General features: G+C 72.6%; 14 protein-coding genes. 6 read left to right on the top strand and 8 right to left on the bottom strand.

Going from position 1 to position 14789, the window contains the following annotated elements:
- Nucleotides 1-1212: spermidine synthase (locus ACVMLK_RS11445; RefSeq protein WP_457486470.1), on the top strand; the 1212-nt coding region annotated here is incomplete at its 5' end.
- Between the two features lie 16 nt (nucleotides 1213-1228).
- Here the strand turns inward: ACVMLK_RS11445 and radC are convergent.
- Together radC and ACVMLK_RS11435 are read right to left on the bottom strand one after the other, a co-directional pair.
- On the bottom strand, nucleotides 1229-2038 hold the full coding sequence (radC, locus tag ACVMLK_RS11440; RefSeq protein ID WP_457486469.1) for a RadC family protein: 810 nt from the start codon (nucleotides 2036-2038) through the stop codon (nucleotides 1229-1231).
- A gap of 262 nt (nucleotides 2039-2300) precedes the next feature.
- Nucleotides 2301-2810, bottom strand: coding sequence for a pyridoxamine 5'-phosphate oxidase family protein (locus tag ACVMLK_RS11435; RefSeq protein WP_457486468.1), 510 nt, complete (start codon nucleotides 2808-2810; stop codon nucleotides 2301-2303).
- A 112-nt stretch (nucleotides 2811-2922) separates the two neighbouring features.
- On the opposite strand from ACVMLK_RS11435, the gene ACVMLK_RS11430 reads away from it, so the two are divergent.
- Nucleotides 2923-3705 (top strand): enoyl-CoA hydratase/isomerase family protein, encoded by a 783-nt coding sequence (locus ACVMLK_RS11430; protein ID WP_457486467.1) that lies wholly within the window; start codon nucleotides 2923-2925, stop codon nucleotides 3703-3705.
- An 85-nt stretch (nucleotides 3706-3790) separates the two neighbouring features.
- On the opposite strand, the gene ACVMLK_RS11425 is transcribed toward ACVMLK_RS11430, so the two are convergent.
- Nucleotides 3791-4489, bottom strand: coding sequence for a CBS domain-containing protein (locus tag ACVMLK_RS11425; protein ID WP_232476994.1), 699 nt, complete (start codon nucleotides 4487-4489; stop codon nucleotides 3791-3793).
- A 213-nt stretch (nucleotides 4490-4702) separates the two neighbouring features.
- Between ACVMLK_RS11425 and ACVMLK_RS11420 the strand changes: the two genes are divergently transcribed.
- From ACVMLK_RS11420 to ACVMLK_RS11410, 3 genes are all read left to right on the top strand, one after another.
- A complete protein-coding gene (locus ACVMLK_RS11420) occupies nucleotides 4703-5686 on the top strand; it encodes a TAXI family TRAP transporter solute-binding subunit (protein ID WP_457486466.1) in 984 nt (327 codons plus the stop codon).
- A gap of 11 nt (nucleotides 5687-5697) precedes the next feature.
- The gene (locus tag ACVMLK_RS11415) at nucleotides 5698-7722 is read left to right on the top strand and encodes a TRAP transporter permease (protein WP_457486465.1); all 2025 of its coding nucleotides are present in this window, start codon (nucleotides 5698-5700) and stop codon (nucleotides 7720-7722) included.
- 260 nt (nucleotides 7723-7982) lie between these two features.
- Nucleotides 7983-9293 (top strand): calcium-binding protein, encoded by a 1311-nt coding sequence (locus ACVMLK_RS11410; protein ID WP_457486464.1) that lies wholly within the window; start codon nucleotides 7983-7985, stop codon nucleotides 9291-9293.
- Nucleotides 9294-9350: 57 nt separating this feature from the next.
- Here ACVMLK_RS11410 and ACVMLK_RS11405 read toward each other — a convergent pair whose 3' ends face one another.
- On the bottom strand, nucleotides 9351-10628 hold the full coding sequence (locus tag ACVMLK_RS11405; protein ID WP_457486463.1) for an NAD(P)/FAD-dependent oxidoreductase: 1278 nt from the start codon (nucleotides 10626-10628) through the stop codon (nucleotides 9351-9353).
- A gap of 131 nt (nucleotides 10629-10759) precedes the next feature.
- On the opposite strand from ACVMLK_RS11405, the gene ACVMLK_RS11400 reads away from it, so the two are divergent.
- Entirely contained in the window at nucleotides 10760-11413 is a 654-nt protein-coding gene (locus ACVMLK_RS11400; RefSeq protein ID WP_457486462.1) for a YjbF family lipoprotein, read from the top strand.
- Here ACVMLK_RS11400 and ACVMLK_RS11395 read toward each other — a convergent pair.
- Genes ACVMLK_RS11395 through ACVMLK_RS11380 form a run of 4 tightly spaced genes read right to left on the bottom strand, consistent with a single transcriptional unit; the run spans nucleotide 11394 to nucleotide 14769 of the window.
- Entirely contained in the window at nucleotides 11394-12452 is a 1059-nt protein-coding gene (locus ACVMLK_RS11395; RefSeq protein ID WP_457486461.1) for a glycosyltransferase family 4 protein, read from the bottom strand. The two genes, ACVMLK_RS11400 and ACVMLK_RS11395, sit on opposite strands and share 20 nt — an antisense overlap.
- Before the next feature lie 54 nt (nucleotides 12453-12506).
- Entirely contained in the window at nucleotides 12507-13271 is a 765-nt protein-coding gene (locus ACVMLK_RS11390) for an FkbM family methyltransferase (RefSeq protein WP_457486460.1), read from the bottom strand.
- Nucleotides 13268-14116 (bottom strand): VOC family protein, encoded by an 849-nt coding sequence (locus tag ACVMLK_RS11385; protein ID WP_457486459.1) that lies wholly within the window; start codon nucleotides 14114-14116, stop codon nucleotides 13268-13270. The genes ACVMLK_RS11390 and ACVMLK_RS11385 overlap by 4 nt, the downstream gene beginning before the upstream one ends.
- Nucleotides 14113-14769 carry a glutathione S-transferase gene (locus ACVMLK_RS11380; RefSeq protein WP_198365631.1) on the bottom strand — a complete coding sequence of 219 codons (657 nt, stop codon included), beginning with the start codon at nucleotides 14767-14769 and terminating at the stop codon, nucleotides 14113-14115. The genes ACVMLK_RS11385 and ACVMLK_RS11380 overlap by 4 nt, the downstream gene beginning before the upstream one ends.
- Nucleotides 14770-14789 lie beyond the last annotated feature (20 nt).

Raw genomic sequence — 14789 nt, 5'->3', positions numbered from 1 at the left:
GCCGCGCTGGGGCCGCTGGCGGGCGCGGTCGGCGCCTCCATGCTGCTGATCGGCCCGCCCGCCTTCGCCCTCGCCGCCGCCTCGCCGCTCTGCGTCGCCCGGCTGGCGCCGCTGGAGGGCGCGGCACGCGCCTCGGGGCTGGTCTCGGCCTGCCAGGCGCTGGGCAGCATCGGCGGCACCTTCTTCGCCGCCTTCCTCGCCATCCCCTATCTCGGCCTGACCGGAGGCTACGCCCTGGCCGCGCTGGTGGCGGCGCTGGCCGCCCTGGCCACCGGCCTGCCCCCGCTGCGCGCCGCCCTCGCCCTGGCGCCGCTGCTGCCCGGCTTCCTGGCCGAGCAGCAGCGGCAGGCCGCCTTCGCCCTCTATCGCGAGACGCCCTACAACACCGTCATGGTCCGCCGCGACCGCGAGACCAGCAGCCTGATGCTGAACACGACGCGCATCGTGCAATCGGCCCGGCGGCATGATGGCGGCGAGACCGGCTCCTACTGGGAGTTGCTGGCCGCCGTCCCCGCCCTGGCGCGGCCGGACGGCGCCCCGGGCGGCAGCGCACTGTTCCTCGGTGTCGCCGGCGGCTCCGCCATCACCGCGACGCGGCGGGCCTGGCCCGGCTGGCGCCTGCGGGGCGTCGAGATCGACCCCGGCGTGACGGCGGCGGGGCGGGCGTATTTCGACCTCGCCATTCCCGTCACGCATGGCGACGCGCGGCGCGTCCTGGCGGCCGACCCCGCCCGGCATCAGGTCATCGTCATCGATCTCTACGCCACAGGGCAGGTGCCGGCGCATGTCGCGACGGTGGAGTTCTTCCGACTGGTGGCCGCGCGGCTGGCGCCGGGCGGGGTGGTGGCGATGAACGTCTTCGGCGCCGGCGATCCCGACAGCATCGCCGGCCCGCTGGCGGCCAGCCTGCGCGCCGCCTTCCCCGCCGTACTGGCGGCGCGCTCGGGCAGCGGCAACGCCATCCTGCTGGCCTGGACCGAGCCGGTGGCGCCGGCCGAGGCCCGGGCCCGGCTGGACGCGGCGCCGGCGGCCGCGCAATCGGCCGCGGGGGGGCCGGGCGGGGGGGGGGGGGGGGGGCGCCCCCCCCGCCTCGCGGCGACGCTCTCGGAGACCGGGGAGCTGGCGGAAGGCCAGCCGGTGCTGACCGACGACCGCTCGGACATGGACATCCGGGCGGCGCGTGCCCTGGCCCTGATGCGCGCCCGGTGGTGAGGCGCCGCCTCCGGCCTCAGAGCAACCCTTCCCGCCGGAAGCTCAGATGCCGCCCGTTGCCGACGATCAGGTGGTCATGCACCACGACATCGAAGACCTCGCCCGCCCGTCGGATCTCGGCGGTCATCTCGATATCGGCGCGGCTCGGCGTCGGGTCGCCGCTCGGGTGGTTGTGGACCAGGATGAGGGCCGTGGCGTGCAGCTCCAGCGCGCGCTTCATCACCTCGCGCGGGTAGACCGGGGTGTGGTTCACCGTTCCCCGGGCCTGCGCCTCGTCGGCGATCAGCCGGTTCTTGCTGTCGAGGAAGAGGATGCGGAACTGTTCGATCTTCTCGCGCGAGATGGCGGCATTGAGGTAGGTGATCAGCCGGTCCCAGTTGTTCAGCACCGGGGTGTCCATCACCTCCGCCTTGGCCAGTCGCAGCGCCGCCGCCTGCACCAGCTTCAGGGCCGCCACGCTGTGCACGCCGAGCCCCCGCGTCTCCATCAGCACGGCCTGCGGCGCGGTCATCACCCCGGCGAAGCTGCCGAAGCGGTTGATCAGCGACTTGGCCAGGGGCTTGGTGTCGCCCTGCTTGAAGGCAAAGAAGAGCAGCATCTCGAGAAGTTCGTAATCGGCCAGGGAATCCGGGCCGCGCTCCAGCAGCTTCTCGCGCATCCGGGCGCGGTGGCCGTGCGGGCCGGTGCTGACGAAGGGCGCCTCCGGCTCTCCCTCCGCCGCCGGCCGCGCCCGCTCATGCGGGACCGGCCGGGCCCAGGCGCGCTCCTCCTCCGGGAAGTCCGGCGCGGGCGGCCGCTCGGGGATCAGCTCGGGCAGGTCCAGCATGGGGGAATGGCCGGGCTTGGTCCCGCCCGCCTTCGCGCCGCCGAGCTTCCTGACGGGCGCCTCCGCGAAGCCCCGGCGGGTGCCCGCGGCGTCAGGGGAGGGCCTGGCGGACAACTCGGCGGGGGCCGACCTGCCCACCAGCCTGGAAAACCATTCGGCCACCCGCGCCTCCCCCGGATTCCGCCCCATGGCGGGGAAGTCGGCATTATTCAATCAACCAAATGGTTCTTCAAGCTCTCCTGGCGTTGAGCCGCCGCCGCTGTCAGCCGCGGAAATCGACCTTGGCATTCTCGCCGCCGCGGTCGGGCTCGCCGGTCAGCAGGGACTGGGCATAGCCATAGGCATAGCGCAGGCTGGAGGAGACGCCGTCCCAGTACTCGGCGCCCTCGATCTCCACCGCGATCAGCGCCACCTCGTCGCTCTCCGGCCCCTCCGGCAGCCAGGTGCGCAGCCCGTCGGTCCAGAGGTCCCGCTTCCGCGCCGCCTCGCGCACCACCCTCCCGCGCCCGAAGAGGGAGACGTAGTCCTGGCTCTTCGGCTCGGAATAGCCCAGCTGCACGCGGGAATCCTGCTCCAGCTCGGCCACCTTGGGACTGTCGGCGCGGGTGAAGAACCACAGGGTGCGGCCATCCGCGTCCGGCTTCTGGGTCCGCATCGGCCGGCCGCGCAGTCGGCCCTCGGCGTCGACGGTGGTGAAGATGGCAGTGCCGATCTCGCCGATCATCTCGCGCACCTTCATGCGCATCTCGTCCTCGTTGCGGTCGCTGTGCATGGCGGCTCTCCCGGGTTTGGCTTGCCGGAGAGAACCCGCCGGGCCGCCGACAGGTTGCGGCAGGCGGGACGACGTTGACAGCCAGGCTTCCGGCCCGCACCGTGCGGCCGTCATGCCGTACCCCCAGATCCGTGTCCGTCACGCCGGCGCCATCGCCACCGTGCTGATCGACCGCGCCGAGAAGCGCAACTGCCTCGACCTGCCCATGTGGGAGGCGATGGCGGAGACCTTCACCACGCTGTCGGCCGACCGGACGCTGGGCTGCGTCATCCTGCGCGGCGCCGGGTCGGCGGCCTTCTGTGCCGGCGCCGACATCGGCAGCTTCGAGCGGGACTATGGCGACCGGGCGCAGAACGCGCGCTTCGCCGCCGCGCTCGACGGCGCGCTGGAGGCGATCCGCCGCTGCGCGCATCCGGTGGTCGCCGCGCTGTCCGGCTGGTGCATGGGTGGCGGCGCGGGCCTCGCCAGCGTCTGCGACTTCCGCATCGGCGGGCCGGGCACGCGCTTCGGCATCCCGGCCCGCAAGCTCGGCATCTGGTATCCCTATGCGGCGCTCGATGCCCTGCTGCAGGTGACGAGCTATCCCACCGCCTGCGAGCTGCTGATCGAGGGCCGCGTGCTGGAGGGGGAAGAGTGCCTGGCGCGCGGCGTGCTGACGCGGCTGGTGCCGGACGAGGCGATCTTCGACGAGGTGGAGGCGACCGCCGCCCGCATCGCGGAAGGCGCGCCGCTCTCCAACCGGTTCCACAAGCGTGCCCTGCAGGCGCTGCGTGGCCCGCTGCCGGTGGCGCCGGAGGAGATCGAGGCCGCCGGCCGCTATGCCGAGACGGAGGATTTCCAGGAGGCGGTCCGCGCCTTCCTGGACAAGCGCCGGCCGGTCTTCCGCGGCCGCTAGCGCGTCGTCGCTTGATCGGGTGCTCCCACCTGATCGGGATCCGCTCCAGGGCGGCGGGACCGGAGGCCGGCCCCGCCCCCGGCCTTCAGATGCCGGCGTAATAGGGGCCCGGCAGCGGCGAGGTCTTGTCCTCGACCCGCTTCACGCCCGGCACCTGCTCGGCCAGCACCTTCAGGCCCCGCAGCACCGAATCGCTCTGGCGGAAGCCGTGGAACTCGACCACGCCGTCCTTGACCTCGACGGTCAGGAAATAGCTGTCCGCCCAGGGCTCGCGCTTCATCGCCGCCAGCACGGCACGCCGCAGGCGCTCATCGGGATAGTCGCCGCCCTCGGCCTTGGGCGCCACCAGGGCGCGCAGCAGGTCGGCGCGGCTGACCAGGCCGAGCAGCTTGCCTCCCTCCGTCACCAGCACGCGGCGGACCTGCTTCTTCTCCATCAGCTCCGCGATCTCACCCGCCGTCGCGCCGGGTGCCACGGTGACGGCGTCGGGCGTCATGATCTCGGCGGCGGTGGTGCCATGGGTGCTGGCATAGCGGTCCGCCAGCCGGTCCATGTTGGAGAAGAGGCTGCGCAGCAGGCCCATCGGCGCCTTGGCATCCCCGGCCAGCCGGCGGATCAGGTCGGCCTCGGTGACGATGCCCAGCACCTCGCCCGCCGGCCCGACGACCGGGACGGCCGAGATATGCCGCTGCGCCAGCATCTGGGCCACCGTGAAGAACGGCGTCTCCGGCGGCACGGTGACCACGTCGGGGGTCATCAGGTCTCGGGCGGTGGGAAGTTGCATGATGATTCCTCCTGGCTGCTGGCGGGGCTTTCCGCACTGGGTCGATGATGGACCCGCAGCATCGGCCGCGCCTTGATCTCCATCAATGCTCAGTCGCGGCCGTGCCGAATGGTTGCGGCGCGGCCGGCACTTTCGCCGAACCATTCCACTTTCATGATCAGTGGCCGGCGGACTAAGCTTTCCCACAGAAAGAGAACGTCCAGGGAGCACCCCATGCCAAGCCTGACACGCCGCGGCCTGCTGGCCGGCGCGGCCACGAGCGGCCTCGCCCTGCCCGCCCTGACCCACGCCGCCCTCGCCCAGTCCGGCCAGATCTCGATCGCCACCGGCACCACGGGCGGCGTCTACTATCCGCTCGGCGGCGGGCTGGCGAACATGCTCTCGCGTTCGGGCGGGATGTCCGCCACCGTGGAGGTCACCGGTGGATCGGTGGCCAATCTGCAGTTGCTGGGCGCCGGCCGCGTCGACCTCGTTTTCGCCCAGGTGGATGCGGCGGTGGACGCGGTGCGCGGCAACGACCGTTTCAAGGGCCGCCCGGTGCCGGCGCGCGCCATCGCCGTGCTCTACACCAACCGCATGCAGGCGGTGACGACGACTGCGAGCGGCATCACCAGCATCGCGGGGATGAAGGACAAGCGCGTCTCGACCGGCGCGCCCGGTTCCGCCACCGAGGTCATGGCCTTCCGCCTGATCGAGGCCGCCGGCCTCGACCGCGACAAGAGCTTCCGCGCGCGCGAGCGGCTCTCCCCGGCGGAGAGCACCAATGCCGTGAAGGACGGCAAGCTCGACGCCTATTTCTTCGTCTCCGGCGTGCCGACCAGCGCCATCACCGATCTCGGCGCCTCGCCCGGCGTGCAGATCCAGATGATCGACCATGACGAATACATCCCGCGCATCGTCGAGAAGTACGGCCCGGTCTACTTCCCCGAGGTGATCCCGGCCGGCACCTATCCGGGCCAGAAGACCGACAACCGGCAGATGTCGGTGGCCAATATCCTCGCCGTGCGCGAGGACATGCCGGAGGCCATGGTCACCACCCTGCTGAAGACCGCCTGGGAAGGGCGGCAGGAGCTGGGCCAGGTGCATGCCGAGGGGCGGAACTTCCGCCTCGAGGCGCAGAAGAGCGCCGCCGCCGGCATCGAATGGCATCCGGCGGCCAAGGCCTACTGGACCGCGCAGGGCGCGCAGTTCGCGTGACGGGGCGCTGAATGGCCGGCGCCCCGCCGAAGCCTCCGGCCGGCAGCAACCTGCCGCCAGAGATCGCCCCCGACGCCCTCGACGAAGGCACCGCCGCCCGGGTGGAGCGGCTGATCGAGGAAGAAGAGGGGATCCAGAACCGCTTCACCGGGGCGCTCGGCCTCGGCGCCACCGGCCTCGCCCTGGCGATGAGCCTGTTTCACCTCTGGGCCGCCTGGGACATCGTGCCCACCACCACGCTGCGCTTCGTCCATGTCGGCTTCGCCATGGCGCTGGGCTTCTACCTGTTCCCCGCCGCGCGCCGCTTCCGCGACCGGCTGATGCCCTGGGACATGGTGCTGATCGCCGCCGGGCTCTACTGCACCTGGTACCTGATCGACGGCGGTGACGCGCTGCTCGACCGCTACGTCTTCCCCGAGCCGATGGACATCGTCGTCGGCTGGATGCTGGTGGCGCTGGTGCTGGAGGCGACGCGGCGCGCCACGGGCTGGATCATGCCGGCCGTCGCCATCGCCTTCATCCTCTACAGCTTCTACGGCAACCTGCTGCCGCCGCCCTGGTCGCACCGCGGCTACGACGCCGAGCGGCTGATCCCGCACCTGACCATCACGCTGGACGGCATCTACGGCACGGCGGTGGATGTCTCGGCGACGCTGATCATCCTCTTCACCATCTATGGCGCCATCCTGCAGAGCAGCGGCGCGGGCAAGTTCTTCGTCGATTTCAGCTTCGCCCTGACCGGCGGCAAGCCCTCCAGCGCCGGGCGCACCGTGGTGCTCTCCTCCTTCCTGCTGGGCGGCCCCTCGGGTTCGGGCGTCGCCACCACCGTCACGCTCGGCACCGTCGCCTGGCCGATGATGAAGCGCGTGGGCTACCGCGCCGACGATGCGGGCGGGCTGCTGGCGGCGGGCGGGCTCGGCGCCATCATCTCGCCGCCGGTGCTGGGCGCGGCGGCCTTCCTGATCGCCGAGTACCTCAAGCTCGGCTACCTCGACGTGCTGCGCATGGCGGCGGTGCCGACCGTGCTCTACTACGCCTCGCTGCTGTTCATGGTGGAACTGGACCAGCGGCGGCTCGGCGCCGGCGCCGTCACGGCCGAGAGCCTGGCGGTGACGCCGGCGGGCGAGCTGGCGCGGCGCTACGGCTTCCACTTCTCCTCGCTCATCGCGATCATCGTCTTCATGGCCTTGGGCTACAGCGCGACGCTGGCGGTGCTCTACGCCATGGCGGTGGCGGTGGTGCTGTCCTGGCTGCGGCGTGAGACGGCGATGACGCCCCGCCGGCTGGTCCAGGCGCTGGCCGGCGGCGCGGTGCAGGCGGTGGGCATCGCCGCCACCTGCGCCTCGGCCGGCATCATCGTCGGCTGCATCACGCTCACCGGGCTGGGGCTGAAATTCTCCGAGATCGCCATCCAGGCCGCGGGCGGCAGCCTCGTGGTCACGGCGCTCTACACGGCGCTGATCGTCTGGATCGTCGGACTCGCCGTGCCGGTGACGGCGAGCTACATCATCTCCGCCGTGGTCGCCGCCCCGGCGCTGATGAAGCTCGGCGTGCCCGACTACGCGGCGCATATGTTCGTCTTCTACTACGCCGTGCTGTCCGAGGTCTCGCCGCCCACCGCCCTCTCGCCCTTCGCGGCGGCGGCGATCACCGGGGCCGGGCCCTACCGCACCACGCTGCAGGCCTGGAAGTACACCCTGCCCGCCTTCGTCCTGCCCTTTGTCTTCGTCACCGATCCCGAGGGGGTGGGCCTGCTGCTCAGCCTGACGCCGGAGATGGGTTGGCTCGACGTGGCCTGGCAGATCCTGCTCGCCGCGGCCGGGCTCGCGGCCCTGGCGGCAGCCTGCCAGGGGCATGCGCGCCGGCCGCTGGGCCCGGCCGGACGGCTGGGCTTCGCCCTGGCCGGCATCCTGCTGATCTTTCCTGCCTTGGCCGCGCCGCTGCTGCCGGTTCCGGTCGCCTGGGGCGCCGCGCTGGCCGTTCTCCTCCTGGTCCTGGACGGAAGACGGTCAGGCCGGCACGCCTCGCTGACCTGAGGCAGGGTTCCGGCCGGTGGCATCCGGCCGGAACCGCTTGCCGGCGGCGACCGGATGCAGATATAAGATTTTATTCCTATATGCGGTTGTGCCGGTCGGATCCCTGGTCGGGGCTCGCTTTCCGACGATGAAGTTTACAATTATCACATTCACGTGATCAATCCCTCACACCCCCGCAATGATCCAATAAGTTAAATATCTCCATAGAGCACTCCACCGAGGCCCTTCCCGGCCGCCTCGCTCAGTGAGGAGTTGCTCGCATGGCTACCATCTTCCGCTACGGAACCACCCCTGCCCTGCTTTCCGGCACCGCGACCGGCGATGTGCTGGGCGGAGGCGCGGGCGACGACACCCTGCGGGGCTGGGCCGGCGACGACCTGCTGCTGGGTGGCGGGGGCGCCGATGCCCTCGCCGGCGACGGCGGCCCCGACACCCTGCGGGGCGGCAGCGGCGACGACACCCTGCGCGGCGGCAGCGGTGACGACATGCTCTATGGCGAGGCCGGGAACGACCGGCTTTTCGGCACTGACGGCGCCGACACCCTGCACGGCGGCAGCGGCGACGACCTGCTCGCCGGCGAGGCCGGAAACGATCGCGCCTGGGGCGGCGACGGCGCGGACACCCTCTTCGGCGGCGAGGGCGACGACATCCTCGGCGGCGGCGCCGGGGCCGACCGGATCGAGGGCGGCGGTGGCCAGGACTGGCTGTCCGGCGGCGAGGGCGACGACCGGCTGCTCGGCCAGGCCGGGAACGACACCCTGCGCGGCGGCGCCGGGCAGGACCAGCTCCAGGGCGGCGAGGGCGACGACCGGCTGCATGGCGAGGCCGGTGACGACTGGCTGCGCGGCGATGCCGGCAAGGACCGCCTCGATGGCGGCGCCGGGCAGGACCGGCTTCAGGGCGGCGCCGGCGATGACGTGCTGCTCGGTGGCGAGGGCGATGACTGGCTGGCCGGCGAGGGCGGCGACGACTGGATGGTCGGCGGCACCGGCCGGGATTATCTCCATGGCGGCACCGGCCGCGACCGACTCTTCGGCGGCGAGGGCGATGACAGCCTGCATGGCAACCAGGCCAATGACAGCCTGCGCGGCCAGGATGGCAACGACGCGCTCTATGGCGACGAGGGCCATGACTGGCTGCTTGGCGATGCGGGCAAGGACCGCCTCGATGGCGGCGCGGGGAATGACCACCTCCTGGGCGGCGAGGGCGACGACTACCTGATCGGCGGCGCCGGCTTCGACAAGCTCACGGGCGGCGCCGGCCGCGATCTCTTCCGCTTCGACCAGGCGCCCGGCAAGGACCGGGACATCATCACCGACTTCGCCTCCGGCATCGACCGCCTGCAGTTCATGGGCGCGAGCTTCGGCCTGTCCGGCGAGGACGGCCGCCTCGGCGCCGCCGAGTTCGGGCTTGGAGCCGGCGCCACGACCGTGGAACAGCGCGTGATCTTCGACGCCGCCACCGGCATCCTGGCCTTCGATGCCGATGGGTCCGGCGCGGCGGCGGCGGTCACCATCGCCCTGCTGCAGCCCGGTGCCGGCGTCGTCCTGAGCGACATCTGGATCGGCTGAGCGGCCGGCTTCCGGCGCGGACCCGTTCCGCGCCGATAGCGTCCCCCTGGCGCGGGATCAGGCCGGTGCCGGGAGCGCCTCCTCCATGCGCGGCCCGAGCCCGACCCGGTGCAGGGCCGAGAGCGTGTGATAGACGGCCTTGAAGGACAGGATCGGCAGCACCGCGCGCGGATCGCCGCGCAGGTTGCCGGCCAGCATGTTGATGATGCCGTCGCGCATCCAGAGCGTGTTCTTCGGGGCCATGAAGAGCGAGCGCATCACCGGGTCGTTGATGCGGTAGATCAGCCAGCTGATGCGGTCCATGGCATCGGCCAGCTCGCGATTGGCGCGCGCCGCCAGGCGGTTGCCCTTCGCCGGGTCGTCGAGCCAGGCATCCGCCGCGCCGGCGCCCAGTTCGCCGGCCGTCATCGCCATCAGCACGCCGGTCGAGAACATCGGATCGACGAAGCCATAGGCGTCGCCGATCATCAGGAAGTTCGCGCCATGTCCCTGCCGGGCCCGGTAGCTGTAGTTGCCGGTGCTGTGGACGTCGGAGATGCGCTCGGCGCCCGCCGTCCGGGCCGAGACCGTGGGGCTGCCGGCGATGCGCGCCGCGAAGAGATCCTCCGGCGTGCCCTTGCGGCCCTTCCAGGCCGAGGGATTGCCGACGAAGCCGATGCTCATGACATCGCCCGGCAGCGGGATCAGCCAGAACCAGCCATCCTCGGCGAGATGGATGCTGATGTAGCCGTCGAGCTCGCCCTGCCGCCGGGCGACGCCGCGGAAATGCGCGTAGATGGCAGCGGTGTTGTTGTACTTGTTGCTGTCCTTCACCCGCATCCGCCCGGCCAGGAAGGTGTCCCGCCCGGAGGCGTCCAGCAGGTAGCGCGGGCGGAAGGACAGCGTCTCGCCGCCGGCGCCGCGCGCCGTCACGGTGAGGCGCTCGCCCGCCGTGCCGAAGGCGATGTCGGTGACGCGGGTGCTCTCCCGCGCATCGGCGCCCAGCCGCCGGGCGTGGCCGAAGAGCAGCGCGTCGAACTCCGAGCGTCGCACCTGCCAGGCATGGGTGCGGGACCGGTTGAGCGCCTGGGCGAAGGGAAAGGCGCAGCTTCGCCCGGTGCGGTCGGAGACGAATTCGGCGCCCGGCTTGTGCACGCCGATGCCGCGCACCGCCTCCAGCAGGCCGAGCCGCTCCAGGATGTCGAGATTGCGCGGCAGCAGGCTCTCGCCGATGTGGAAGCGGGGATGCGCCTCCTTCTCCAGCACCGCGACCGACCGCCCCGCCCTGGCCAGCAGGGCGGCGGCGGTGGAGCCGGCCGGCCCGCCGCCCACGACCAGAACATCCGGCTCCATCATCGCCTGCTTCCTTTCCCCGATTCGCGGCGCATTTCAGCGCAGCGGTGGGCGCCTCGCCAGACGCGCGGCCGCACCGCCAAGCGCGGATTCGCGTATTCTTCACGAATGCGTGATGTGCTAGGCTGGCCGGTATGCGCCTCCTGCCCCACCTCGGCCTGCTGCTGCTCCTGCCCGGCTGCGCCGGCCTCCCGGTGCCGGATTGGGCCGACCCTTCTGCCCTGTGGCAGACGCTGTGGGAAGCGTCCCCGCCCGAGGCCGAGGCGGATGCCCCGCAGCCCGGCTTCGCCCTGCCACCGGACGGCGCGCCGGCGCTGGGCCTGACCTGGCAGGGCCGCCGGGCCCTTGCCCGGCTGGTTCAGCAGAACGGCGAGAACCGCCTCTGGCGCAGCGCCGGCGGCCTGGTGGTGGCGACCGATGGCGCGCGGGTGGTGGCGACGGCGGGCCTTCGGGAATGGATCGCCGGCAGCCGGCTCGACGGCCCCGATCCGCTGGACGAGCCCCTCGCCATCCCCGCCCGGCCGGTGGGGCTGCGGCGCCAGATCGACCTGATGCGCAACAGCCGCAAGCCGGACGAGATGCGCTTCGGCCTGTCGCTCACCTGCCGGGTCTCGGCCGGGCCGGCGGGGGCGGCGCTGCTGATCCGCGAGAGCTGCCGCGGCGGCGGACACAGCTTCACCAACCGCTACTGGGCCGATCCCGCGACGGGCGGCATCTATCGCTCCGAGCAATGGGTGGGCGAGGCGGGGATGATGCTGCTCGAGGTGGTCACGCCGCCTTCCAGCTGAGGCCGGCGCGCCGCACCCGCCGCGCCACATAGGCCAGCCAGAGCAGCTGCGCGAGCAGCGGCGGCAGGATGATCAGCGGCTTCTCGTCCGCCGGCAGCCGCAGGAAGATCTGCGCCAGCGCCAGATGGAACAGCGCGAAGCCCCAGTGCACCGCCGCCACCGCCCGCACCGGCAGGCCGCTGCGCTGCGCCATCTGGTAGAGATGCGTGCGGTGCGGCGCGCTGACCCGCTCGCCCATCCAGGCCCGGCGCAGCAGGGTGAAGCCGGTGTCGAAGAGCAGCGCGAACAGCAGCAGCGGCACCAGCAGGAAGGAGACCTGCGCCGCGTCGAAGCGGGCGGCGGCGACGCCCAGCACCGCCAGCATGAAGCCGAGGAACTGGCTGCCGACATCGCCCATGAAGATCCGCGCCGGAGGCAGGTTGAAGGGCAGGAAGCCGGCGATGCCCGCGCCGAGGATCAGGCAGGCGGCGTAGATGAACCAGGCGCCCTGTTGCAGCCCGATCCAGGCCAGCCCGGCGCAGACGATCAGCAGCGTGCCGCCCACCAGCCCGTCCAGCCCGTCCATGAAGTTCACCGCGTTGGTGCAGGCGACGATCCAGAACAGCGTGCCGAGCGCGCCGAGCAGGCCGAGCTCGATCGTCCCGATCCAGGGAATCGCCAGCCGGTCCACCACCAGCCCGCTGCCCAGCGCCACCAGCGCCGCCAGACCCTGCGCGGCGAGCTTCACGACGAAGCGGAAGTCCCGCATGTCATCGAGCAGCGCCACAACGCCGATGGCCACGGCGGCGAGGATGACGCCGATGAAGCGCCGGTCCGCCATGCGGGCGAACTCCGCCACCTGGTAGAGCACCAGCATGCCGAGGATGAAGGCGCAGACGATGCCGACGCCGCCGCCCTTGGGCGTCGGGCGGGTGTGCGCCTTGCGGTGGTCGGGGTGGTCGAGGATCGGGAAGACGATCATCAGCCGCACCAGCAGGGCCGAGACCAGCGCCAGCACCGCCGCGAAGCTCAGGTGTTCCAGGAAGGCGTGAAGCGTCATGATCGACCCGGCGGAGAGGGAGTCAGGGGAGAGCGGCGGGCCGGCGGCGCGGCGTCAGCGGTCGCATGCCAGGCGGTCCGGCTCCAGGCTGGCATAGACATCGCCGGAATTGGCGGCGTCGGGCAGGCTCTCCAGCCAGCCGGCCATCGCCACGGCGGAGACCGGGCCCGGCAGGGCGAAGGAGAGGCTCTCGCCCAGGCTGGCGTTGAAGCGATAGGCGCCGAGCCCGGCGAGGCGCGCCAGCGCCTGCCGCGCCACCGCGCGCTGCAGCGTGGTGAACTCGAAGCTGAGCGCCGGCGCCGGCCAGGTCAGCCCGGCCAGGGCCTCGGCCTCGAAACCCTCGACATCGATCTTGATGAAGTCCGGCCGGCCATGGCGCGCGACCAGCGCGTCCAGCGTCGTCACCGGCAGGGTCAGGGTGGCGTCCCAGCGCTGCTCCCGCCAGCCCTCGGCCGTGGCGGCCGCCGCGACGAAGCCGGTGGAGGCGGTGGCGACGGTCGGATTGGCGCTGTTGAGGTGCAGCGCCGCCTCCCCCCCGGCGGCGCCGACCAGGGCGGCCTCCAGCCGGACACCCGGGTCGCGGCGGAACAACAGGCGCAACAGGCGGCAGAGGCGCGGCTGCGGCTCCACCGCCACCGCCCGCGCGCCCAGGCGGCGGAAGCTCGCCGCGCGATCGCCGACATGGGCGCCGATGTCGAAGCCCAGCCCGCCCGGGCCCAGGAAGCGCCCCAGCAGCCGGTCCAGCCGGGCCGCCCGCCCGGGGGCGTAGTAGGTGCGCAACGACTGGCCGATGGCGGCGGCGCCGGGAGCCAGCCTCATTCCGTGAAGACCAGGGCGGCGCCCCCGGCCAGCGCCGGCGGGACCATAAGCCCCCCCGGCACCGGCCGCAGCCGCCCGCCCAGCAGCGCCCGGACGGCCGCGTTGCCGTCATCGGTCCGCACCGTGCAGCCGGCCAGGAAGGGCAGGTCCGGCGCGGTGAGGCCGGGCAGCACGGCGCCCAGCGCCTCGGGCGGCAGGATGCGGATCAGCCCCCGGGGCAGCGCCAGGGCATAGCCGCCCGCCGGATCGGGCGTCAGCACCTGGCCGGTCAGGCGCGCCAGGGCGGCGGCGCTCTCCGCCGGGGCGGGCGCCACCAGGATGGCGCTCTCCAGCGCCACGGCATGGTTCGGGTGCTCCAGCCAGCGCGGCTGCCAGAGCAGCTCCGGCGTGTGGTGCTCGATCAGTTGCAGCCGCCCCTCCGGCGCATCCGGCAGCGGCAGGCGGGAGAAGCGGGCGCGCGGCCCCTCGGGATCGTCCACCGGGCGTTCCAGATGCGCGACGCCGGGGAGGTCGATCCCGGCCCGGCGCAGCCGCGCCAGCTCCGCCTCCGCCCCGCCGATGCCGAAGGCCAGGATGTGCATCCCGGCATAGCGGTCGAGGAAGGCGCCGAGGCGGTTGTCGAACAGCGCCGGGTCGAGGATCGCCAGCAGCTCGAGATAGCCCTGGCGCAGCATGGCGCAGCGGTTGCCGGTGCCGAAGGGCTCGACCGGCGCGCCGGGCGCGCGGCGGCCGGACTGGCGCGCCAGGGGGGTCAGCTGGAAGCCGAGCGCCTCGTAGGCGGCCCAGAGCGCCGGCCCGTCCCGCGTGCAGAGGCCCACATGGTCGAGGCTCTCCGCCCCGCTCACGGCTGCGGCGCCTCGTAGCGGGGAATGCGCCAGGCGGCGGGCTCGGCGGCGGCCTCGCTGTACCAGCGGCGCAGCAGCGGGTGGTTGCGCACCGCCTCGACATAGCCCTGGCTGAGTGGCGTGAGGTCGGGCTGCCAGGTCAGGAAGCGGCAGCAGACGGGGGCGAACATGGCATCCGCCGCGCCGAACTCGCCGCCGAACAGGAAGGGGCCGGCGGAATCGAGCAGCGCCTCGCGCCAGATTGCCTCGATGCGGGCGATATCGGCCAGCGCCTCGGGCGTGCGGCCCTGGCCGGGGAAGGTGTTCAGGATGGTCATGGGCATGGCCATCCGCAGCCCGCGGAAGCCGGCATGCATCTCGGCGCTGATGCTGCGCGCCCAGGCGCGGGCCACCGGATCGGCCGGCCAGAGCCGCGGCGCCAGGCCGGCGCAGTATTCCAGGATGGCGAGACTCTCCCAGACCCGGGCACCGCGGTGCTCCAGGTAGGGCACGGTGCCGGAGGGCGTCGCCTCCTTCACCGCGGGCGTGCTGCCCCCCGCCAGCGGGATCACCACCTCCTCCACCTTCAGCCCGGCCAGCTGCACCGCCAGCCAGCCGCGCAGCGACCAGGAGGAGTACATCCTGGTGCCGATGACGAGACGTCCTTCCGCCATGACTTCGCTCCTCTGGCCTG

It is taken from the genome of Teichococcus aerofrigidensis, assembly GCF_054073225.1.
Note: the sequence above shows the minus strand (reverse complement) of the source record. Positions and strands in the feature narration are given on the sequence as shown.

Excerpts from the sequence above, each read along its gene's own strand:
- ACVMLK_RS11435 (WP_457486468.1), bottom strand. The coding sequence starts at position 2,810 with ATGCACAGCGACCGCAACGAGGACGAGATGCGCATGAAGGTGCGCGAG.
- ACVMLK_RS11380 (WP_198365631.1), bottom strand. The coding sequence starts at position 14,769 with ATGGCGGAAGGACGTCTCGTCATCGGCACCAGGATGTACTCCTCCTGG.
- ACVMLK_RS11405 (WP_457486463.1), bottom strand. The coding sequence starts at position 10,628 with ATGATGGAGCCGGATGTTCTGGTCGTGGGCGGCGGGCCGGCCGGCTCC.
- ACVMLK_RS11425 (WP_232476994.1), bottom strand. The coding sequence starts at position 4,489 with ATGCAACTTCCCACCGCCCGAGACCTGATGACCCCCGACGTGGTCACC.
- ACVMLK_RS11415 (WP_457486465.1), top strand. The coding sequence starts at position 5,698 with ATGGCCGGCGCCCCGCCGAAGCCTCCGGCCGGCAGCAACCTGCCGCCA.
- ACVMLK_RS11430 (WP_457486467.1), top strand. The coding sequence starts at position 2,923 with ATGCCGTACCCCCAGATCCGTGTCCGTCACGCCGGCGCCATCGCCACC.
- ACVMLK_RS11395 (WP_457486461.1), bottom strand. The coding sequence starts at position 12,452 with ATGACGCTTCACGCCTTCCTGGAACACCTGAGCTTCGCGGCGGTGCTG.
- radC (WP_457486469.1), bottom strand. The coding sequence starts at position 2,038 with ATGCTGGACCTGCCCGAGCTGATCCCCGAGCGGCCGCCCGCGCCGGAC.
- ACVMLK_RS11420 (WP_457486466.1), top strand. The coding sequence starts at position 4,703 with ATGCCAAGCCTGACACGCCGCGGCCTGCTGGCCGGCGCGGCCACGAGC.
- ACVMLK_RS11390 (WP_457486460.1), bottom strand. The coding sequence starts at position 13,271 with ATGAGGCTGGCTCCCGGCGCCGCCGCCATCGGCCAGTCGTTGCGCACC.
- ACVMLK_RS11400 (WP_457486462.1), top strand. The coding sequence starts at position 10,760 with ATGCGCCTCCTGCCCCACCTCGGCCTGCTGCTGCTCCTGCCCGGCTGC.
- ACVMLK_RS11410 (WP_457486464.1), top strand. The coding sequence starts at position 7,983 with ATGGCTACCATCTTCCGCTACGGAACCACCCCTGCCCTGCTTTCCGGC.